This window comes from Candidatus Woesearchaeota archaeon (genome assembly GCA_003695435.1).
Lineage (GTDB): Archaea > Nanobdellota > Nanobdellia > Woesearchaeales > UBA11576 > J101.
On the sequence record RFJL01000028.1, the window covers coordinates 1 to 19,797 of the forward strand.

Here is a 19,797-nt window from a genome sequence, read left to right on the forward strand (position 1 = left end):
AATGCAAAAGTTGTCGCAACAAAAGCAGACGCCAAAAAAGTCCTCCACTTGCGCGCAAAAGATAAAGAAGTCATAGGGGAAGCAAAAGCAGACCTTCTCAACAAAGGAAAACACCAACTTCGATTCACAATTCCTCTCAAAAGATGTCCTCGCAATGACCTACACGTAACCCTTTCAGGACTGGGCCTTAGCAAAACCATTACTATCCCGATTAACAAGAGCATTCTGAAGAAAACCTCTCAAAAAAACAAAACTAAAGAAAAAGAAACGCTTCTCTTTGAAATACTACACGCACCACAACAAGCACTACAAAACGAACCCTTCGATATAAGAATCAAAATCACTAATCCTACCAATACCTTTCATAACATCACAACAATATCCAAAATAGCCTATCGCAATACCACTCAACAACTCAACCTCCACATAGCAGAACACTCAAGTATTGAATTTGATCTCACGTTCAAGGCACAAGGCAAAGAAGCAAAAATCATCATAGATCATTACATTGATGAGAAAAAAACACCACACAAGCAACGCATAACCATACCGCTCAAACAAGCAGCAACCCAGCCCAAAGAGAAAAAGAAAATCATTATTAAAGACAAACCACCACTTGCAAAAACAGCACTTGTGGGGGCTGTTCTCTCTTTATTCGCATTTTTTGGCGTTAGGAAAAGTATATAAACCCTCTTCTGAGCAGTACAGAGTAGAATGGATGAAGAAACTCGCATCAAAAAAGGACAAATCCTCGTTCAAGCAATCATTGAAATTCTTGGAGCTCCCAAGGAACATGTAGAGGAAACCATGCTCAAAGTGGTTGATCACATGAATGAGCAAGAATGGTTAGATGTGGTCTCAGAATCCGTTGCAGAAGCAGAGCCCCAGGACAAGCTCTTCTCAACCTTTGCCGACGTTCAAGTATGGGTAAAAAGCTTTGCACACCTTATAGAATTTCTTTTCAACTACATGCCATCAAGTATTGAGGTTATTGAGCCTTCAGAGCTTACTCTTAAACGAGAAGATGTTGGAAATCTTCTCACAGAGATCTCTGGAAGACTTCACCAAACTGATGCAACAGTAAAAGAACTAAGAGCACGCAATCAAGTCATAGACAAAAACACGAGAACAATTATACAAAACTTCATCACACGCGTTCTTGAAACAGGAGCAAAAAGCGTAGAAGAACTAGCAAAGGCAACAGGCATTCCCAAAGAGAACGTACAGGCATATCTTGACGTCATGGCTCAAAAGGGGCTTGTGAAAAAACAAAAGAATAAATACGCAAACACATAACTACAAACCAATGGTTGAAAAAGAGGTTGAAGCAATACTTTTTGCAGCAGGAAGAGCAGTATCACTTGACGAGATGTGTAACATTCTTCAGATTACTGAACCAGGGCTTATCAAAGAAGCAATTAAAGATATTAAAAAAAGACTTGATGAACAGGAAAGCCCTCTTACACTTATCGAAGAAGGTGATGGGTGGAAACTCGCAGTGCGAGAAAAATACTTGCCCTATGTTAGAAAAATCAACACTCACACAGACCTCTCGTTTCCTGTGATGGAAACTCTTGCAGTTATTTCTTGGAAGCAACCCATCTTACAATCAGATGTTATTCGTATCAGATCAACTAAAGCATACGAGCACATTCAAGAGCTCGAAGAAAAAGGTTTTATTACAAGACAACGCCACGGAAGATCCTACATCATAAAAGTCACTCAGAAATTTCTTGACTATTTTGACCTTCCCGATGCAAAAGCGGTACGCGAACTCTTCAAAGATTTCAAAGATATCGAGCCACAAAAAAAGCTTGATGAGACTACTCAAGAAAATTCTCAAGAGACTCAGCAAGAGGCCCATCAAGAGGCTCATCAAGAAAGCAAATCACAACAAGAAACACAACCACGTGTAGAAATCTACGAAACAACTCTAAACGAGAAAGAACAGAGAGAACAAGGGAATGTGGATGCACGAGAAGGAAGAGATCATGAAAAACTAGCTCGCAGTGAACCTGTCACGGTAGACGGACTTGAAGTGTATGAACTTGATTCCTCAAATGATACTTCAGAAGAACAGAATCCTGAAGAGCAGAATCCAACACAAACTATGCCAACACAACAATCATCGTCGCAAAACATATCGCAGCACCCTGAAGAATCAATAAACTTACAGGACGTGTCAAACACGAAAGAAGAAACAGAAGAAACAACAGGTGGCGATCACGAAGAAGAAGATAACAAAGCACTTGAACTTGCAAAAAAAATCATTGAAGAAGATCTTGATGACTCTGCAAGTCAGAAACAGATTCAAAACGAAACTTCTCAAGACGCCAGCACAGATGCAACGCTTCAAGATGAGACTCTTGAAAAAGATTCAGTGCTTGAAGAAAATGCCTCTACAACTTCTGCGACTCCTGCGACTCCTGCGAAAACAAGTGAAGGACACCAAGATTCTCAGGAATCCCAAGAAGAAACAGAAAAGAAATCTCTTGACCACATTCTATGATTTATTTTATCGTTCAATGCCCTCAATGCGGAAAACAACAAAAGTACCACACAGCAACAAAAATACTCTCTTCAAAACGCAAAAAATGCGTGTTTTGCAATTTTTCTTTTAGTGTTAAAAACCACGTTCTCAAAGAAACCACAAGAACATAGCAGTCTTCAACTAAGCACATCTATGCCCATCTAGACACCTCAATTCAGACGCGCAGATTTCTTTGTTTTTCTTTGTTTGCGTCTTAACCAGATCAAGGAATCTCGTCGATAATGAAACCAAAACTTTATAAACGAAGTCTTGCTTTTTTTCTTAGGGTATTTTTATGTCAGATCATCAAGAAGTAGAGAGAAAAATCGGAAACGTAGTAGAGCAAGTCATAGAAGAAGAGATGCAACACTCGTACCTAGATTACGCTATGTCCGTAATCGTAGGAAGAGCACTTCCTGATGTGCGCGATGGTCTCAAACCCGTTCACAGACGCATTCTTTACGGTATGTATGATATGGGTCTCACCCATAACAAACCCTTCAAGAAATCCGCACGTATTGTTGGTGACGTTCTTGGAAAATATCACCCACACGGAGACTCCGCAGTGTATGATGCCATGGTACGTATGGTACAAGACTTCTCCTTGAGATATCCTCTTGTGGAAGGTCAAGGGAATTTCGGATCTGTTGATGGAGATAGTGCAGCAGCAATGCGTTACACGGAGGCGCGTCTTACAAAACTAGCAGAAGAATTACTCGCAGACATAGACAAGGACACTGTTGACTTTGTTCCTAACTTTGATGGATCGCTCAAAGAACCTTCAGTACTTCCTTGCAGAATACCTCACTTACTCGTTAACGGATCAAGCGGAATTGCAGTAGGAATGGCAACGAATATTCCGCCCCACAACATGACAGAAGTGGTAAACGCGGCAATTGCTCTCATTGATAATCCCTCAATAAGTCCTCAAGAACTGATCAACCACGTTACTGCTCCAGACTTCCCCACGGGCGGGATTCTCTGCGGTCTTTCAACAATCCACCAAGCATACCTTACAGGAAAAGGAAAATATCGTTTGCGAGGGCGTGCCGAAATTGAAGAAGGAAAAAAACAACGCATCATCATTAAAGAACTTCCTTACATGGTTAACAAAGCACAACTGCTAGAACACATCGCAAACCTCGTCAATGAGAAAACAATCGTAGGAATCTCAGATCTTCGTGACGAATCAGACCGAAACGGAATGCACGTTGTAATAGAACTCAAACAAGATGCAAATGCACAAGTTATTCTCAACCAACTCTACAAACACACCCGTCTTGAAGTATCCCAAGGAATCACCTTTCTTAGCCTCGTGAATAACCAACCAAAAGTATTGCCTCTTAAAGCAATGCTTGAACATTTCATCTGGCACCGCAAAGACGTTGTGACAAGGCGCTGTACTTTTGAGCTCAATAAAGCAAAAGACCGTGCACACATTCTCGAAGGACTCACCAAAGCTCTTGATAACATTGATGCAATTGTCAAAGACATCAAAGCATCAAAAGACACGCAAAGCGCCATAAACACACTAGTCACAACTTACGACCTCACTCAAGTACAGGCAAAAGCAATACTTGATATGAAACTACAAAAACTCTCTTCTCTCGAACAAGAACGAATCAGAGAGGAACACAAACAAATACTTGAAACAATAGCACATCTCACACACATCCTTTCCAGCGATGAAAACATTTACGCTGTGGTTCGCAAAGAACTTGAAGAAATAAAAGAAAAATACGGAGATGAGCGTAGAACAACAATAAATCTAGAAGAAGATACTGACATCGACATTGAAGACCTCATCGAAGATGAACCTGTTGTCATCACTATTAGTCACCAAGGATATATTAAACGTGTCGCAGCAGATACGTACAAAACACAAAGCAGAGGCGGAAAAGGCATCATCGCAACAACATCAAAAGAAGAAGACTTCACAGAACACCTCTTCATAGCATCAACACATGATTACCTCTTGCTCTTCACAGACAAAGGGAAAGTCCACTGGGTTAAAGTATATCAAATCCCAGAAGGATCTCGTCAAGCAAAAGGAAAAGCAATCATCAACCTCATCCCCCTTGAAAAAGGAGAAAAAGTATGTGCATACGAAGCAGTACGCGACTTTAAAGAAGATCACTACTTGTTCTTCGCAACGAGACAAGGAGTAGTTAAGAAAACATCTCTTGCAGACTTTTCAAGACCGCGCAAAGGAGGAATTCGAGCACTGACCCTGCGCGAAGGAGATAAGCTCGTAGGGGTATGTCAAACAGATGGAAACCACCAAATCATTCTCGCAACAGCTCACGGAATGGCAATACGCTTTGAAGAAAACGCTGTGCGCGCAATGGGTAGAAGTGCAGCAGGAGTACGCGGCATCACTCTTAAAGGAGATGACTACGTCATAGGAATGGTCGTAGGAGATGATACAAAATCACTTCTTACCATAACCGAAAACGGGTATGGAAAACGCACCAAACAATCAGAGTATCGTCTTACCAACCGAGGAGGGGTAGGCGTTAAAAATATTATTTGCTCACAAAGAAATGGAAAGGTTGTCAGTGTACGCTCAGTAAGTGACGAAGACGAAGTTATGTTCATCTCACGAAACGGCATTATCATACGAACTCAAGTCTCAGGCATCCCCTGCATTGGACGTTCCACGCAAGGAGTTCGCCTCATGCGTCTTAAAGGAGACGATAAGGTCATTGACGCTGCGAAAATTGAACAATGAGAGTAGCACTTCTTTGCAGCAAAGGACTAGAAGATGCAGTTCTTCAAGAACTTGCGTTTCGCTTCAACCTCAACGGAGAAAAAAGAGATGGGGTTGTACTTGTTGAAGCAAATAATGAGGAACAAGTAATTGCACTTTGTTACCTCATGCAAACAACAACCAAAATAGTTCTCGTTCTTGATGAAGGAACGTTTCCTCAAATTTCAGTAGGAGATGCAAATGCATGGGTTGAAGAAAGCTTTGCAGTACGCTCCAACAATCAAGATGTTGAAGGAGATTTCGGATCGCTCATCCAAGGAAAAGTTGATCTAACCAATCCCCACACCAGTTTTTTTGCTTATGTGATAGACGAGACATTCATCTTCGGCATAGACCTTCTTGGGTTTGATGCGGGAAAACGCAGTTACAAACTCTTCCAACACAACGATGGTCTCAAAGGAACAACCGCAGCAGCAATGCTCTTTCTTGCAGGATATACAGGAGAGCAAACACTTCTTGATCCCTTTTGCGGTTCAGGAATGGTCGCAATCGAAGCAGCACACATCTCCCGTGAGCGTCCCATTAACTACTACAACAAAAACAATTTTGCACTTCTTAAACTCAAAGGATTCAAAGATGTCGCAGAACGCGTCTTTCAAGAACTCGACAACAAAGAACATGAAGGCGCAAAAATCTACGCATTTGCAGACAATCAAAAAACCATACGTAATGCGGAAAAAAACGCAAAACTAGCAGGAGTAAATAAACACATAACTTTTTCACGTCAAGACATTGAATGGCTTGATACCAAATGTGAAGAAGGGGAAATTGAACTAATTGTGACGAATATCATAGAACCCTCGCGATTCCTTGCAGAGAAAAAAATCAACAAAATTTACCAAGACTTCTTCTACGTCCTTGACTACATCCTTTCAGGAAAAGTACTCCCACTTATGCGAAATCCACCTGCACTGGTAACCATGGCAGAGGAAAAAGGATATGAAACGAGTATTCTGGAGTTCCAGCAAGGAAAAACCACTCTTTTTTTAGTAACTTTGAAAAAGGAGCGCACATCTCCCTGAGGTAGGGATTGCGAGACGGCCTTCGGCTTTGCTGAGGAAAGTCCACTCACCAAAAAAGGTCACTGGGGAAATCCAGGCTGCGAAAGTAGCGGCAATGTCTCAAGAAACGATACCACCTTACAAGAGAATGAAGGATGCAAGCTTCAGGCGACTGAGGTGATAAGGTCCAGACGTTTTGTAAGGAGCGGGTGAAACGGGGAATCCTGACCGGTGCAAGTCATTTAGACGCTAAGTTAAATGCCGTCACTGCCATCGAACCCCTCTCAACAGGGTTTTTGGGTAGAACAGAAAGTGGCTTATCGCAATCCTTCCTCCTCCAATCTTTCCTCCTCTAATCCTTCCTCTTTAGTTCACGTTCAAGTCAGCCCTTTCACTACCTTTTTATACCAAGACAACAAGCTATTTAAATACGTAGAAACGAAACAACCATCATGGCAAAAGATAACAAAATAAGACTTCCCTCAGGAATGGGTGGATTAACCTCCTACGATGAAGCAACAGGATCCTTTATCAAACTCACACCTCTACAAGTAATCCTTCTTGGTGCAGGAATAGCAATAATCATCATCCTACTCGAGGTAGGTCTTCTATGATACCTGGTATGAATCCGCGGAAAATGCAGCAAATGATGAAAAAAATGGGCATACAACAAACAGAAATAGATGCCCAAGAAGTAATCATCAGATGCGCGGACAAAGAAATCATTGTACACCAACCGCAAGTGTCCAAGGTTAATATGATGGGTCAAGAAACCCTACAAATAGTAGGAGAACTTGAAGAAAGACCCCTTGGAATTGCCATCTCCGATGAAGACGTTGAAACCGTTGCGGAACAAGCAGGAGTCTCGCTAGAGGTAGCACGCGAAGCACTTGAATCCACCGGAGGCGATCTTGCCCAAGCAATTCTCCAATTAAACAATGAGTAAGTACCTTCAAGCAAGAAAAAAAGCCCTCAAGAACATACAGGTCGCAGACCATATCCTAACACAAACATACCCCTTAGTAAAAGATCCTAAACTCCTTCTTGCAGTCGTTGATAATATCTTTCTTGCTTTAAGTGAGATCATCAACATGGCAGTGTACTATGAACGTGAAGAAAAAAACATTCCTCCCTTCCATGACAGTTTTGAAATTAAATTTGATATTTTCAAAATGAACCTCGCACCAAAATATGGGATCAATCCAGCATCCATAGCATTTATTGCGGATATGAAAACCATCATTGAACAACACAAAAACTCTCCTGTTGAATTCAGTAGAAAAGACAGTTTCATCATCTGCGATGAAGAGTACTCCATGACAACAATCACCACTTCCCAAATGAAAAAATTTATAGATAACACAAGGGAGATCTTTACCCTTGTTGATGAGCAGTTACAATGAAAGACGCACTAGATGAAGCAAAAGAAGAATTAAAACGCGCAGACCACCAAGTATTCGTCTCGCTCAAATACACAAGAACAGTTGATGTTCTCAAACACTCCGTTACGAGAATTATGAATACGTACGATTTCCTTTTTACGTCTCTATGCAGAAAACTCGTAGAAGAAGGAAAGATCTCAGAAGTCCCCATAGCGCCAATTCCTCGCGCAAAACGAGTAAAAGAAGCATATGAAGATAATGAGGCCGTACAAGAAGCAGTGGAGAGCTTCCTTCACCTTCGTAAAATTGACAAAGCAGAATTTGATCGCTCAAGAGAATTCAGACGACACGTAACCATGCACGCGTTCCTTTCTGAAGACATCATTGAAGAAGTTAACATTGACAAAGTCACGGAGTGGTACAAGAAAGTTAAGGAATTCACAGAATACGTTGAAAATAAACTTCTATAATACTTCTATGATTATTGGAATTCTTTCAGGAAAAGGAGGTGTTGGCAAAAGTACCATCGCACTTAACCTTGCAGCCGCCTTCTCAACACTTAGCGAGCGCTGCATTCTCATAGATGCAGATGTTCACACTCCTGCACAAGGACTGCTCTTAGGGTCTCCAAGAAATGAACATGGCCTACAAGATGTGTTGTGCTCGCGCAAATCAATCAGAGAAGTCACGTACAAGCACCCAGATGGTTTTCATATCATCTTCTCCCACCTTAATCAAAGCGCAGATTACACGAATCTACGAGAGCACTTTGATGACCTTTTCGGCTGTGCTAATTTCATTATTGTTGATGGGCCTTCAGGATTGCAAGGTGTTGATGAATTCATCAAAGCCTGTGATTGCGTGCTTGTCGTAACACAACCAGATGATATTTGCTCCATACAAGCACTACAACTCATAAAAAAAGCCCAAGACTTGGGTGTTGACATCGCAGGAATCCTTGTTAACGCGGTTGATACCAATTTTTCTCTTGAAACAATATCTGTTCTCCTTGGTATTGCACCAATACATGTTCTTAACAAGGACGAGTCGATTATCAAGGCAACACAGGCAAAAACGCATGTGTTCACCAGTTACCGCGACAAGCCCTTTGCACAACAACTACTAACAATTGCAGATAGTCTTAGGAAGATTTAAGAACGCGTCCCACTTTACTTTTTTCATGCCACTTCCTTTAGACCAACGATTACGCGCACGAGGTTGGGACGAAAAAGAAATAGAACAAGTACTTGATACGCTCTACTCAGAAGAAAAGCAAAAGAAACATGAGTTGTATAAACAAAACGCAGCTCCCCTACTCTATTGGACTGGTTTGCTCATACTCATTATAGGAAACCTCTTTTTTGCAGTTGTTCTCGTTCCAGTGCTTATTTTCCTTACAAGCTTCCAACTCTACGCCGTAATTGCCATTATGGGAGTGACATTTGGAATCATGTATGATTTTTTAATCAGAGATATAGAACACGTTGACGAAAAGCACCACATCATTGCAGGAATTTTCATCCCAACCATTGCTCTTATTACAATTGCAGTGATGGTGCAACTTGCAAATGACTTCGCAGCACGTCTTGGAATGCCAGTACACCAAAGCACAATACTAGTAACTCTCATTTATGTTACGTGCTTTACACTCCCTTACGCATCAATGAAGCTCTATGAGCGTATGGCTTCAAAGAAGTATTCTCAAACACAAAGCTAGAGCAGCGAATCTAAACAGGGATTGAACCTAAACCTTAACCTAAACATTAACCTAAACCTTATAAAGAAGTTGGTAGTGCATAAGCATCACTGTGCTGGCGATGGTGTAACCTGGTAGCATACGGGACTGTGGATCCTTTGGTCCGGGTTCAAATCCCGGTCGTCAGCCCATTTTATGGTCAGCCTCCCTGGATTTTCCGTACAATCCCACAACCCATACTTTTATAAAGAGGTGAAAATCCTCACAAAATAATAAAGCCCGAGTCTCTTAAGAGGCGAATCGAGGGTTTGCAGCAATTACTTGTGCTGTTCTCGATTCTTCGTGCTTTATTCAACTAAAAATGGCAGAAAAAGACTTCAAACACATTGTACGCATCGCAAACACCGATCTTAAAGGTGAAAAAGGAATAGCGGTCGCTCTACAAAAAATTACAGGTGTTGGAGCATCAATGGCACAAACTGTGTGTGCACTTGCAAAAGTGAATCCGCTTGAAAAAGCAGGGGAACTCACAGATGATCAAATAAACGCAATTGACACTATTCTCGCAGATCCTCAAAAAGCAGGAATTCCTTCGTGGTACTTTAACCGTCAAAAAGACTATGAAACTGGTGTTGATAAACACATCGTAGGACCCAGCCTCAAATTCGAACAAGAAAATGACGTTAAACGCTTGGCCAAAATCAAATCATACAGAGGTTTGCGCCATCAATGGGGACTTCCTGTAAGAGGACAACGTACACAATCAAATTTCAGAAACAAACGCAAAGTAGGAGGCGCTAAGCGTAAACGATAAACAAGTAATTCACCATGGGAGATACAAAAAAACACAGGAAAAAGTACGCAAGACCTCGCCACCCTTGGATTAAATCTCGTATCCTTGAAGAAAAGGAACTAAAAAGAGAATATGGTCTTAAGAATAATACTGAGCTTTGGCGTATGCAAATGGTACTTACCAAGGCAAAAAATCAAGCAAAGAGCCTTGTTGTTCGCCAAGGTGAACAAGCAGAAAAAGAGAGAAAACAGCTCGTTGATCGTATGATTCGTTATGGATTCCTACGAGAAGGGCAAACAATGGACGATATTCTTTTCCTTACTCAACGCGACATTCTTGATCGCAGATTGCAATCAATCGTGTTTAGAAAAAAACTTGCACAAACCATTAAGCAAGCACGCCAGTTCATCACTCATGAACACATAGCAGTTAATGGAAAAGTGATCACATCACCATCCTACCTCGTAACGGTGGAAGAAGAAGCACAAGTTGACTTCATACCAACCTCACAACTAGCAGATCCTGATCACCCAGAAAGAAATCCTCAAAAAGCTCTTGAAATGAAAGCGCTTGCTGAAGAAGAAGCTAAAAAAGCTGAAGAAGAAGCTAAAAAAGCTGAAGAAGCTAAACAGGCTGAGGCTCAAGCGCAAGCATCAAACGCAGAAGAACAAAACGCAGAAGAGCAAACGCAAGAGGCAGAGGCATAAAAATGGCTAAGGAAGAATTCATTGATCAAGGAGAAAAAAGAAAACTCAACAAACCTATCAAGTGGGGTTTATGCCATATTTATTCATCCTATAATAACACGATTCTACATATCACAGATATCACAGGATCAGAAAGTATTGTTCGCACTTCAGGAGGGCAAGTTGTCAAGGCGGGACGCGCACGACCAACACCTACCGCAGCGATGACTCTTGCGAAAAAAGCAGCAGAAGTCGCAATTGAAAAAGGAATTACCGGACTTCACGTTAAAATAAAAGCAAAAGGCGGTCACAACGGCCCCAACAATCCCGGTCCTGGAGCTCAAGCAGCGGTACGCGCACTTTCAAGGATGGGAATCAAGATCGGCATGATTGAAGATGTAACTCCATTGCCTCACGATGGGTGTCGTAAAAAAGGCGGAAAACGAGGACGACGAGTATGAAGTTAGAAGTAGTTCGCAATAACCCTGCATTCAAAACAATAACCTTCACACTAAGCGATACTACACCTGCATTTGCAAATCTTATTCGAAAAAGCATCCTTGACGACGTTCCAACACTTGCAATAGAATACGTCACGTTCAATAAGAACAGTTCAGTACTCTATGATGAGATGCTCGCACACAGATTAGGATTAATTCCCCTAACAACCGATCTCTCCTCATACCAATTCAAGGGAGATGATGAACTCTCAGCACTTAACTCCGTAAAATTAACGCTTCAAGCAAAAGGTCCTTGCACTGTCTACGCAAAAGACCTTAAAAGTCAAGATCCTAAAATTGTTCCCGTCTATGAGAACACCCCGATTGTAAAACTCCTAGAAGGTCAAGAAATTGACATTGAAGCAACAGCAATCCTCGGAACAGGAAAAGAACACGCAAAATGGAGTCCTGGTCATGCATACTATCACTATCAACCTACAATCAAAAAAGGAGAGGGGCCCGCAGGCACAATAGTCGGCTCAAAAGTCGTCAAAGACGATTCAATCCCTTACTCCTTCGAGACGCAAGAAGATGCGGAACACTCCGATAAAAACTTCGTCTTCACCCTCGAGTCCTTTGGTCAACTTGAACCAAAAGAAATCCTCGAGCAAGCAATCGCCCTCAACAAAGAGAAACTTGATGCATTTATCAAACTCCTTTGAGGGGGTGCCGGAGTGGTCAAACGGGCACGGTTGAGGGCCGTGTGGCTAATGCCTGCGCGAGTTCAAACCTCGTCCCCCTCATTCACCATCAACCCATTGAGATTCATCTCAAAACAAACCAGAAACAAACCCTGAATCAAAAATTCAAGGGGTTGCAAACAAAAGACACATGAAACGAACTGGACCAACAAACACACAGCTCATCGCGCTCATCGCGGAGCTTAAGAAACAGTCACAAGTAGAGGAAGCTCCCATTTGGAAGCGACTTGCAAACGATCTTGAGCGCCCAACACGCATCAGACGAGCAGTCAACCTCTCACGTATCAACAGATACGCAAAAGAGAACGAAGTAGTTGTCATTCCAGGAAAAGTCCTTGGTTCAGGATTCTTAGACAAACAACTCACCGTTGCAGCATATACTTTTTCACAAAGCGCACTTGAAAAACTCAAAAAAAATAATTGCACTGTGCTCACACTACCTGAGCTTATGAAAAAACACCCAAAAGGCAGAGGGGTGAGAATAGTAGGATGATACTTGACGCAAAAGACCTCATCGTAGGAAGACTTGCAACCGTTGTTGCAAAAAAAGCACTTCTTGGAGAAGAAGTTATTATTGTAAACGCTGACAAAGCAATCATCACAGGAAAACCAACAGTAGTCAAAGCTAAATTTAAACAATCACGAAATAGAACGGTACCTCTCAAAGGACCATACATTCACAGAGGAGCTGATCGTTTACTTCGAAGAAAAATCAGAGGTATGCTCCCCTACAAACAAGAAAAAGGGCGCAAAGCTTTTGAGCGAATCAAATGCTATATTGGCATCCCCCCAGAATTTGAAGGGAAAAACTTCGAAACCATTGAAGAAGCTAATGTTAAAAAACTCCCTAACACTCATTTCACCACACTTGGTGAAGTATCAAAACACCTTGGTGCTAAACAATGAAACAACCGATTATAACCTCAGGATTTAGAAAACAAGCAGTTGCTCGCGCAAACCTTAAAGAAGGATCTGGAATTGTGCGTATCAACTCACAACCATTAGACTATTATGGCACAGCTGTTTGCCGAATGAAAATTAAAGAACCGCTTATGCTCGTTCCAGACATTGCAAACAAAGTTGATATCACTGTACGTGTATCTGGCGGAGGCCAAATGGGACAAACAGAAGCGGTACGTCTTGCAATAGGAAGAGCACTAAGCGAATACGGAGGAGAAACAACACGTAAAATCCTTCAAGATTACGATAGAGCACTACTCGTTGCTGACACACGTTACAAAGAAACTCGTAAACCAAACGATTCCAAAGCGCGTGCAAAACGCCAAAAATCATACCGATGATCATACCAATTCGATGCTGGAGCTGTGGAAAACCCATTGCACACCTATGGGAAGAGTATAAAGAACGAACTGATAAAGGCGAAGACGCGAGAAAAGTTCTAGATGAGCTTGGCCTTTTCAGATACTGTTGCAGACAACAATTCATAGGACATGTAGAACTCATTGAAACCGCAGCAGCATTCAAAAAGAGCTAAACGAGTTAAGAAACCATGAGCATCAGAGTAAGACAAACAAACGTTCGAAGAATCTCAAGGCACAGATCAAAACGCCCAAAGACCTTCAAAACCGAAGAAGCAGCACATGCATGGGCAAAAGCAAACGGTATTGAAAAATACACCTTGAAAAACCTAAAATTTGATTCTGCAAACTCTAAGAAAATAAGAGTGGTTCCTCTTCAAGAATAATTCTTAAACCCGATTTACCTACAATACAAACTTGCTATTCTTGTTCTGCACTGCATTCATCTCACATCCAGCACTTTTAAAGTGTCTTAGAATTCCTACTTTTCTAGGATCACGCAGACTCTCACAAACTTTTAAATACCTTCTTGGAATGTATATCGAGTAATGGATTACGAAGCAGTTCAAAAAAAGTGGCGTGAGAAATGGGAAGAAGATGACATCTTCAAAGCTGAACCTGACGACCGCCCAAAATTCTTCCTCACTTTCCCCTACCCTTATGTTAACGGCTATGCACATTTAGGACATGTATTCACCGCAACTCGTGTTGATGCCTTTGCAAGATTCAAAAGACTGCAAGGGTTTAACGTTCTTTTTCCACAAGGATGGCATGCAACAGGATCTCCTATTGTCAACGCAGCAAAAAGAGTAAAAGAACGTGAAGAAACACAAATACAAATTCTCAAACAAATGGGTATTGATGACGTCACACCCTTTGAAGACCCTAAGTACTGGGTAGAGTTTTTCGTTCCACAGTTCAAAGAAGATTTCAAATCACTAGGAGCATCCATCGACTGGTCACGTGAATTCGTAACTACTTCAATCAACCCGCACTATGATGCGTTCATCAGATGGCAATTCAACACCCTTAAGAAAAAAGGATATGTCATCCAAGGAAAATTTCCCGTAGTCTGGGACCCCGTATTAAACACAGCAGTAGGAGATCACGACCGATCAGAAGGAGAAGGTGAAACCCCACAAGAATTCCTCCTCATAAAATTCAAAATGGGCGATGAGTACCTCGTCGTTGCAACGCTTCGTCCCGAGACCATGTTCGGACAAACCAACCTCTGGGCAAACCCGAAAATAACCTATGTGCGAGCAAAAGTCAACGATGAGACCTGGATCATCTCAGAACCTTGCCTAAAAAAACTAGAGCAACAAGGATACTCTGTTTCTAAAATTGGAGAGGTTTGCGGAGAATCACTGATAGGAAAAAAAGCACTTGCCCCATTCATAGAACGAGAAATACCAGTACTCCCATCCTTCTTTCCAAAAGCAGAAAAAGGAACTGGTCTGGTAACCTCCGTTCCTTCTGATGCTCCTGATGATTACATCGGTTTGCGCGACTTATGGCAAGACGAAGAACTTTGCGCAAAGTACGGACTAGACCCAGAAGAAATCAAGAACATCAAAATAATTCCCATCATCAAAACAGACATTGGAGATCAAGCAGCGGTAACCATAGTTGAAGAGATGGGAATCAAAAACCAACACGATCGCAAAAAACTCGAAGAAGCAAAAAAAATAGTTTACAAAAAAGGATTCTATGAAGGTGTTATGAATGATAACTGCAATGGCTATGCGGGAATGCCAGTGCAAAAAGCAAAAGAACTTATGAAAAGAGAACTGCTTGAAAATGGACAAGCACACATACTCTACGAGCTTACTGGACGCGTAGTGAGCAGAGGACTTAATGAATGCATTGTCAAAATCGTTGACGATCAATGGTTCATAGATTATGCGAATCCCCTTTGGAAAGAATTAGCACACACAGCGCTAAAAACAATAAAACTCTATCCTGAAAAAATACGTGCTCAATTTGAGTTCGTTATTGACTGGCTACACGAATGGGCATGCACACGTGAAGAAGGCTTAGGAACAAGACTGCCCTGGGATGAAAAATGGCTTATTGAATCACTCTCAGATTCAACCATTTACCCCGCATACTATACCATAGCGCCGTTTGTTCAACAACTCGACCCATCCGAGCTTACCGACGACGTTTTTGAGTACCTCTTCTACGGAAAAGGAACGGTGACCAACCCTTTGCTTATCCAAGCACGCGAACACTTTGAATACTTCTATCCTTGCGACTTTAGAAACTCAGGAAAGGACCTTGTTCAAAACCACTTAACGTTTTACATCTTCAATCACGTTGCTATTTTTGAGCCTTCAAAATGGCCCGCAGGCATAGGTGTTAATGGACACCTAATGGTTGATGGAGAGAAGATGAGTAAAAGCAAGGGTAACTTCTTACTTGCTCGAGAAGTTATCAAAGAATACGGAGCAGACGCCACACGACTAGCAGTGCTCAACGGAGGCGAAGGAGTTGATGATGCAAACTTTGAACGTGCATTTGCCCGAAGCGTGCAAGGACGCTTGAGAGGAATTTTAGACATCGTCTCAAAACATTATGGCAAAGGAAGAAGTGAAGTGACTGACGTTGACAAATGGCTAGAATCAAAAATGAACTCGCTTATTTCAGAAATCACTCCGCTTATGGAAGAAACACTCTTTAGAACAGCTCTTCAAAAAGTATTCTTTGAATATCAAAACATGATTAACAAATACCTCTCACGAGTTGATGAAGTCCACAAAGACATTTTCTCAACAGCACTTAAAAACTGGGTTGTCATGATATCCCCCTACGCACCGTTTACCGCTGAAGAAGCATGGTCAATAATGGGATGTGAAGGTTATGTCTCTTTAGCAAACTGGCCTCAAGCAGATCTTTCTAAAATAGATCCAACTGCAGAAGGAATTGTTGAATTTGTAGATGACGCACTCGGACACATAGAGAATCTACGAACAAGATTGGGAAAAGAAACCCTTGATACCGTTTCACTTGGCATTGCCCAACCATGGAAATACATTTTTGCAAAGGAGATGATGCTCAAACTCAAAGAAACCTTTAATGTTCGTGAATTGATTGAACACTTTGAAACCGTTAAGGGTTTAGAAGATCACCAAGAAGACGTTCGAAAATTAATCCCTGCAATTGTGAAAAAACCCTCGCGACTTCCTAAAGTGTTCTTATCGCGAGAAGATGAACTCACAGCAGCATCCAAGGTGAAGATGAAATTAGAGAAGAGATATGATTGTGCAGTCACGATTGAGGAAGAGGGGGAACTAGCAGATAAAGCATTTCCTGGTAGTTTAGCAGTGCGGTTGTGAAACCGTTTACCACCTTTTCGCGTTATTGAAACTAAGTAAGAACTGTTTTTTTTTAAAACCGTTTTCTTCTGCGTCTTCTTGAAGTATTCCAAGAAACCTCACTTCCTGGATTTCCAATGAGGATGCCATCACTTAACTGCACGACTTTTCCCTCAAGTCCACCCGGAATCTTTGTTGGAATCTCCATAAACAAAGGAGTTGTTCCAAACATTCTTTTGAAGTCTTCCTTTCTTCGCACCCATTGATCTTTGTTTGTGTAGAAGGTTTCTTTTAGAGAAGGGTCTAATTCCAAGTATTCTCCACCGTGTTCTATGACGTAGCGGGCAAGATTTTGCTCATAATACCTTTGCATTTCTTGAAATACGGTTAGGTTAACCATGACACGTGTAGTTGACACAGAGGATATTTAAGAGTTTTTACACTATGCTCTTCTTTTACACTCTACATTCTTATTTTTTAGGAAAAAGCGCGTAGAAACTCCTTCTTAAGACAAATAAGATTTCCTTGGAAGAAGTATTTAAGACCTCTGTTGGTGTTTTCCATGCTCGTCGTCTATGCTCGTCTTCTCAACTGATCAAGTAGATAATTCTTCTCTATCACCCGTACTTTCTCATCAACAGGCTCTTTAGGAATATCTTCTCTTGTAGACGTGTCTTCTTCAACACCATCTTCTTTTTCTTCATTTTGCGATTCAACAGAACGTTTTCTTTCTTGTTCTTCTTCTGATTGTTGCTCTTTGTGGTCTTTCTTGCTTTTTTCTTCAATAACTTCTGTTTTGTCCAAGTCAAGAGGTTGTTGTGAAGGCTGAGCAACTCCGATATAATCGCATTTATCTTTAATCTTAGATGCGATCTCCTTCATCTTATCTTCTTTAATATGAAGAGGTTCCCAGAGAAAACTGTGCGACTCATCTTCAAACTGCGCTACGACTAAAAAACGCAAAGGATGCTCCAACACGATAATATTTGTTCCAATAGCACCTGTGTTCTCAAAAAGGATTGTTGCTGCAAATGACGCTGCAAAGTATGCGTGTTCTCTTTGATGCGGTGTTAATTCTTCAAAGGAATCAACTTTTTTATTAAACGTAATCACGAATTCTGCTCGCGTATACGCAGTAGAAGGAATTTCAATCTTGATTAAAGCATCTTGATAGAGTATCATTTAAACAACCCCGCAATGTCATCAAGACTCGTCTTAGGAGCATAGTGTTGAATAATCTCATCAACGGAGACTTGCTCAAAGAGAATTTTTAACTGATCATTTGAAGCAACTAATTTTCTAAAATCTTCAGGTTTTTCCTCAATGAGTTTCTTAAGATCAGGGTTTTGATCAATAATCTCAATTACTTGCTCTTTAGTAAATGCTTGAGACGGCTGGGTTGACGCACCCGAAGTGTACCCTAACGCGCTAAGATTTTTCTGAAGCATCGCGTTAAGAACATTCTCTGTTTTCTTTACTAAGTCCCTTTTGCGATCATCATCAAGTTGTTTTTTAGGCTCTGAAAGAGTCCATTCTGGAATGAGATGCACGCACATGTGAGGCACTTGTTGCCCTGCTCCTCCCCCTAGAGCAGAATATTCAACAACGTTTTTTACAAGCAACGCTTTTTTCATCGCAGCTGCGATATCACCCAGAGAAGAATAAAACTTCTTGAATACGTCTGGAGGCATCATCGCAGGGATGAAATAATGCTCTTTGGGAATCACTAAGACATGGCCTTCTCTTGCGGGGCGAATATCCAAAACCGCGATTAATACTTCGTTCTCATAGACTCTATGAGACGGAAACTCCCCCGCAACGAGTTTACAAAAGGGACAGTTTTTCTTCTGTTCTTCAAGAGCTGCTTTTTGCTCGGGTGTGAGTTCAGACATGTGAAGAATAAAGGAGTTGTGCTATTTAAAAGATGCGGAGATGCTCTTGTAAGCAAGTGAATAAAATGCACCGTGCAGGATAAGAAACGGGAGGGAAATACGCTCGTGAGTTACACTCAGTGCAAGAAATAAGGGAATTGCTTCTCTTGCGAAACATCTCTTGCGAAGTAATCGCCTAGTTCGCCTCCTAGTTCGCCTATTTCGTTCTCGCAACTCGGGCGATGAAAGTATATTTTATATATGCAAAACAAAAAATACTCCCTATGGTACAAGAAACTGACTACATCTGGATGGATGGTGAATTCAAGAAGTGGGAAGACGCGAACGTACATATCTTAACCCACGCCCTTCATTACGGAACAGGTGTGTTTGAAGGGATTCGCTGCTATAAGACGGACAAAGGTCCTGCGATTTTCAGACTCAGAGAACACCTGCAACGCCTCTACGATTCTGCAAAAACTATTTTCCTAGAAATCCCCTATACCTTAGAAGAATTAGAACAAGCAACAATAGATCTTATTAAAAAAAATAACGTTGAGGCTTGTTACATCAGACCCATCGCGTATCATGGATATGGTCCTATGGGACTTGACACGAGAAACTCCCCCGTAAATGTTGCGATCATCGTGTGGCCGTGGGGAGCATACTTGGGAGAAGAAGCACTTGAAAAAGGTACGAGGATTACTGTTGTTGATCTTAGACGTGAACACAATCGTTTCGCAGGTGCAAAGATCACTGGATTCTATTACAATTCAGTTGTCACAAAACGAGTTGCTCTGGATAAAGGTTTTGATGAAGCACTTCTCTTAGATGATGAAGGTAACCTTGCCGAAGGATCGGGAGAGAACATTTTCTTAATCAAAGATGGCAACATCGCAACGCCAAAACCAGGAGCATTACTTCCCGGTATTACAAGAGACTCTGTGATGCAGATTGCAAGAGACCAAGGATATACCGTTGAAGAAAAAACACTTACCCTTCAAGATGTAGAACAAGCAGATGAAGCATTCTTCACAGGAACTGCTGCTGAGTTTACACCCATTCGCGAAGTTGATGGAAAAAACATAGGGGATGGGAAGTTCCATATCATCAAAGAATTGCAGAAGATCTTCTTTGACACCGTTAATGGAAAAGAAGAAAAATATGCAAAGTGGCTTACCTTCGTCAATTAAGAACTAATACTTTTTTGTAGTTGTACTGTTAGTGATAC

Annotated in this window: 25 protein-coding genes, 2 tRNA genes and 1 other RNA gene; 25 read left to right on the forward strand and 3 right to left on the reverse strand. The window is 41.4% G+C overall.

The features are described 5' to 3' along the window. From D6774_01695 to leuS, 24 genes are all read left to right on the forward strand, one after another. Nucleotides 1-687, forward strand: a 687-nt coding sequence (locus D6774_01695; GenBank protein RME78224.1) for a hypothetical protein, incomplete at its 5' end; no start/stop codon positions are given. A gap of 27 nt (nt 688-714) precedes the next feature. After that, on the forward strand, nt 715-1,296 hold the full coding sequence (locus D6774_01700) for a hypothetical protein (protein RME78225.1): 582 nt from the start codon (nt 715-717) through the stop codon (nt 1,294-1,296). A 10-nt stretch (nt 1,297-1,306) separates the two neighbouring features. After that, nucleotides 1,307-2,509, forward strand: coding sequence for an SMC-Scp complex subunit ScpB (gene scpB, locus D6774_01705; GenBank protein ID RME78226.1), 1,203 nt, complete (start codon nt 1,307-1,309; stop codon nt 2,507-2,509). A 316-nt stretch (nt 2,510-2,825) separates the two neighbouring features. Continuing rightward, a complete protein-coding gene (gene gyrA, locus D6774_01710; protein RME78227.1) occupies nt 2,826-5,261 on the forward strand; it encodes a DNA gyrase subunit A in 2,436 nt (811 codons plus the stop codon). After that, the gene (locus tag D6774_01715) at nt 5,258-6,322 is read left to right on the forward strand and encodes a hypothetical protein (GenBank protein ID RME78228.1); all 1,065 of its coding nucleotides are present in this window, start codon (nt 5,258-5,260) and stop codon (nt 6,320-6,322) included. Before gyrA ends, D6774_01715 begins: the two co-directional genes overlap by 4 nt. Before the next feature lie 5 nt (nt 6,323-6,327). Then, nucleotides 6,328-6,630, forward strand: an RNA gene (rnpB, locus tag D6774_01720) — RNase P RNA component. A gap of 123 nt (nt 6,631-6,753) precedes the next feature. After that, nucleotides 6,754-6,915, forward strand: a complete 162-nt coding sequence (locus tag D6774_01725) for a preprotein translocase subunit Sec61beta (GenBank protein ID RME78229.1) — start codon at nt 6,754-6,756, stop codon at nt 6,913-6,915. 8 nt (nt 6,916-6,923) lie between these two features. Beyond that, a complete protein-coding gene (locus tag D6774_01730) occupies nt 6,924-7,247 on the forward strand; it encodes a nascent polypeptide-associated complex protein (protein RME78248.1) in 324 nt (107 codons plus the stop codon). Beyond that, the gene (locus D6774_01735; GenBank protein ID RME78230.1) at nt 7,240-7,704 is read left to right on the forward strand and encodes a hypothetical protein; all 465 of its coding nucleotides are present in this window, start codon (nt 7,240-7,242) and stop codon (nt 7,702-7,704) included. The genes D6774_01730 and D6774_01735 overlap by 8 nt, the downstream gene beginning before the upstream one ends. Then, nucleotides 7,701-8,153 (forward strand): hypothetical protein, encoded by a 453-nt coding sequence (locus D6774_01740; GenBank protein RME78231.1) that lies wholly within the window; start codon nt 7,701-7,703, stop codon nt 8,151-8,153. Before D6774_01735 ends, D6774_01740 begins: the two co-directional genes overlap by 4 nt. A 7-nt stretch (nt 8,154-8,160) precedes the next feature. Continuing rightward, complete coding sequence (locus D6774_01745; GenBank protein RME78232.1) at nt 8,161-8,838, forward strand: MinD/ParA family protein; 678 nt, start codon at nt 8,161-8,163, stop codon at nt 8,836-8,838. A 25-nt stretch (nt 8,839-8,863) separates the two neighbouring features. Further along, nucleotides 8,864-9,400, forward strand: coding sequence for a hypothetical protein (locus D6774_01750; protein RME78233.1), 537 nt, complete (start codon nt 8,864-8,866; stop codon nt 9,398-9,400). A 94-nt stretch (nt 9,401-9,494) separates the two neighbouring features. Beyond that, nucleotides 9,495-9,570 (forward strand) — tRNA-His (locus D6774_01755). A gap of 170 nt (nt 9,571-9,740) precedes the next feature. Next, nucleotides 9,741-10,193, forward strand: coding sequence for a 30S ribosomal protein S13 (locus tag D6774_01760; protein RME78234.1), 453 nt, complete (start codon nt 9,741-9,743; stop codon nt 10,191-10,193). A 14-nt stretch (nt 10,194-10,207) separates the two neighbouring features. Beyond that, entirely contained in the window at nt 10,208-10,879 is a 672-nt protein-coding gene (locus D6774_01765) for a 30S ribosomal protein S4 (GenBank protein ID RME78235.1), read from the forward strand. A 2-nt stretch (nt 10,880-10,881) separates the two neighbouring features. Continuing rightward, nucleotides 10,882-11,319, forward strand: coding sequence for a 30S ribosomal protein S11 (locus D6774_01770; GenBank protein ID RME78236.1), 438 nt, complete (start codon nt 10,882-10,884; stop codon nt 11,317-11,319). Then, nucleotides 11,316-12,020, forward strand: a complete 705-nt coding sequence (locus D6774_01775; protein RME78237.1) for a DNA-directed RNA polymerase subunit D — start codon at nt 11,316-11,318, stop codon at nt 12,018-12,020. The genes D6774_01770 and D6774_01775 overlap by 4 nt, the downstream gene beginning before the upstream one ends. Beyond that, nucleotides 12,019-12,101: transfer RNA gene (locus D6774_01780), tRNA-Leu, on the forward strand. The genes D6774_01775 and D6774_01780 overlap by 2 nt, the downstream gene beginning before the upstream one ends. An 88-nt stretch (nt 12,102-12,189) precedes the next feature. Further along, nucleotides 12,190-12,552, forward strand: coding sequence for a 50S ribosomal protein L18e (locus D6774_01785; protein RME78238.1), 363 nt, complete (start codon nt 12,190-12,192; stop codon nt 12,550-12,552). Further along, a complete protein-coding gene (gene rplM / locus D6774_01790; protein ID RME78239.1) occupies nt 12,549-12,965 on the forward strand; it encodes a 50S ribosomal protein L13 in 417 nt (138 codons plus the stop codon). Before D6774_01785 ends, rplM begins: the two co-directional genes overlap by 4 nt. Next, complete coding sequence (locus D6774_01795; protein ID RME78240.1) at nt 12,962-13,360, forward strand: 30S ribosomal protein S9; 399 nt, start codon at nt 12,962-12,964, stop codon at nt 13,358-13,360. The genes rplM and D6774_01795 overlap by 4 nt, the downstream gene beginning before the upstream one ends. Beyond that, complete coding sequence (locus D6774_01800; protein ID RME78241.1) at nt 13,357-13,554, forward strand: DNA-directed RNA polymerase subunit N; 198 nt, start codon at nt 13,357-13,359, stop codon at nt 13,552-13,554. The genes D6774_01795 and D6774_01800 overlap by 4 nt, the downstream gene beginning before the upstream one ends. Before the next feature lie 15 nt (nt 13,555-13,569). Continuing rightward, nucleotides 13,570-13,764 carry a hypothetical protein gene (locus D6774_01805; protein ID RME78242.1) on the forward strand — a complete coding sequence of 65 codons (195 nt, stop codon included), beginning with the start codon at nt 13,570-13,572 and terminating at the stop codon, nt 13,762-13,764. Between the two features lie 162 nt (nt 13,765-13,926). Next, on the forward strand, nt 13,927-16,716 hold the full coding sequence (leuS, locus tag D6774_01810) for a leucine--tRNA ligase (protein RME78243.1): 2,790 nt from the start codon (nt 13,927-13,929) through the stop codon (nt 16,714-16,716). A 52-nt stretch (nt 16,717-16,768) separates the two neighbouring features. Here the strand turns inward: leuS and D6774_01815 are convergent, their stop codons facing one another. The 3 genes from D6774_01815 to D6774_01825 form a co-directional block, all read right to left on the reverse strand. After that, the gene (locus D6774_01815; GenBank protein RME78244.1) at nt 16,769-17,095 is read right to left on the reverse strand and encodes a hypothetical protein; all 327 of its coding nucleotides are present in this window, start codon (nt 17,093-17,095) and stop codon (nt 16,769-16,771) included. Between the two features lie 173 nt (nt 17,096-17,268). After that, on the reverse strand, nt 17,269-17,877 hold the full coding sequence (locus D6774_01820) for a hypothetical protein (GenBank protein ID RME78245.1): 609 nt from the start codon (nt 17,875-17,877) through the stop codon (nt 17,269-17,271). Next, a complete protein-coding gene (locus D6774_01825) occupies nt 17,874-18,587 on the reverse strand; it encodes an HIT domain-containing protein (protein ID RME78246.1) in 714 nt (237 codons plus the stop codon). Before D6774_01825 ends, D6774_01820 begins: the two co-directional genes overlap by 4 nt. 263 nt (nt 18,588-18,850) lie before the next feature. Here D6774_01825 and D6774_01830 point away from each other — a divergent pair, with 263 nt between their 5' ends. Then, nucleotides 18,851-19,759, forward strand: coding sequence for a branched-chain amino acid transaminase (locus tag D6774_01830; protein ID RME78247.1), 909 nt, complete (start codon nt 18,851-18,853; stop codon nt 19,757-19,759). Nucleotides 19,760-19,797 lie beyond the last annotated feature (38 nt).

What these genes read in the sequence shown, in the direction of transcription:
- D6774_01700 (RME78225.1), top strand. Translation starts at nt 715, where the DNA reads ATGGATGAAGAAACTCGCATCAAAAAAGGACAAATCCTCGTTCAAGCA.
- scpB (RME78226.1), top strand. Translation starts at nt 1,307, where the DNA reads ATGGTTGAAAAAGAGGTTGAAGCAATACTTTTTGCAGCAGGAAGAGCA.
- gyrA (RME78227.1), top strand. Translation starts at nt 2,826, where the DNA reads ATGTCAGATCATCAAGAAGTAGAGAGAAAAATCGGAAACGTAGTAGAG.
- D6774_01715 (RME78228.1), top strand. Translation starts at nt 5,258, where the DNA reads ATGAGAGTAGCACTTCTTTGCAGCAAAGGACTAGAAGATGCAGTTCTT.
- D6774_01725 (RME78229.1), top strand. Translation starts at nt 6,754, where the DNA reads ATGGCAAAAGATAACAAAATAAGACTTCCCTCAGGAATGGGTGGATTA.
- D6774_01730 (RME78248.1), top strand. Translation starts at nt 6,924, where the DNA reads ATGAATCCGCGGAAAATGCAGCAAATGATGAAAAAAATGGGCATACAA.
- D6774_01735 (RME78230.1), top strand. Translation starts at nt 7,240, where the DNA reads ATGAGTAAGTACCTTCAAGCAAGAAAAAAAGCCCTCAAGAACATACAG.
- D6774_01740 (RME78231.1), top strand. Translation starts at nt 7,701, where the DNA reads ATGAAAGACGCACTAGATGAAGCAAAAGAAGAATTAAAACGCGCAGAC.
- D6774_01745 (RME78232.1), top strand. Translation starts at nt 8,161, where the DNA reads ATGATTATTGGAATTCTTTCAGGAAAAGGAGGTGTTGGCAAAAGTACC.
- D6774_01750 (RME78233.1), top strand. Translation starts at nt 8,864, where the DNA reads ATGCCACTTCCTTTAGACCAACGATTACGCGCACGAGGTTGGGACGAA.
- D6774_01760 (RME78234.1), top strand. Translation starts at nt 9,741, where the DNA reads ATGGCAGAAAAAGACTTCAAACACATTGTACGCATCGCAAACACCGAT.
- D6774_01765 (RME78235.1), top strand. Translation starts at nt 10,208, where the DNA reads ATGGGAGATACAAAAAAACACAGGAAAAAGTACGCAAGACCTCGCCAC.
- D6774_01770 (RME78236.1), top strand. Translation starts at nt 10,882, where the DNA reads ATGGCTAAGGAAGAATTCATTGATCAAGGAGAAAAAAGAAAACTCAAC.
- D6774_01775 (RME78237.1), top strand. Translation starts at nt 11,316, where the DNA reads ATGAAGTTAGAAGTAGTTCGCAATAACCCTGCATTCAAAACAATAACC.
- D6774_01785 (RME78238.1), top strand. Translation starts at nt 12,190, where the DNA reads ATGAAACGAACTGGACCAACAAACACACAGCTCATCGCGCTCATCGCG.
- rplM (RME78239.1), top strand. Translation starts at nt 12,549, where the DNA reads ATGATACTTGACGCAAAAGACCTCATCGTAGGAAGACTTGCAACCGTT.
- D6774_01795 (RME78240.1), top strand. Translation starts at nt 12,962, where the DNA reads ATGAAACAACCGATTATAACCTCAGGATTTAGAAAACAAGCAGTTGCT.
- D6774_01800 (RME78241.1), top strand. Translation starts at nt 13,357, where the DNA reads ATGATCATACCAATTCGATGCTGGAGCTGTGGAAAACCCATTGCACAC.
- D6774_01805 (RME78242.1), top strand. Translation starts at nt 13,570, where the DNA reads ATGAGCATCAGAGTAAGACAAACAAACGTTCGAAGAATCTCAAGGCAC.
- leuS (RME78243.1), top strand. Translation starts at nt 13,927, where the DNA reads ATGGATTACGAAGCAGTTCAAAAAAAGTGGCGTGAGAAATGGGAAGAA.
- D6774_01815 (RME78244.1), bottom strand. Translation starts at nt 17,095, where the DNA reads ATGGTTAACCTAACCGTATTTCAAGAAATGCAAAGGTATTATGAGCAA.
- D6774_01820 (RME78245.1), bottom strand. Translation starts at nt 17,877, where the DNA reads ATGATACTCTATCAAGATGCTTTAATCAAGATTGAAATTCCTTCTACT.
- D6774_01825 (RME78246.1), bottom strand. Translation starts at nt 18,587, where the DNA reads ATGTCTGAACTCACACCCGAGCAAAAAGCAGCTCTTGAAGAACAGAAG.
- D6774_01830 (RME78247.1), top strand. Translation starts at nt 18,851, where the DNA reads ATGGTACAAGAAACTGACTACATCTGGATGGATGGTGAATTCAAGAAG.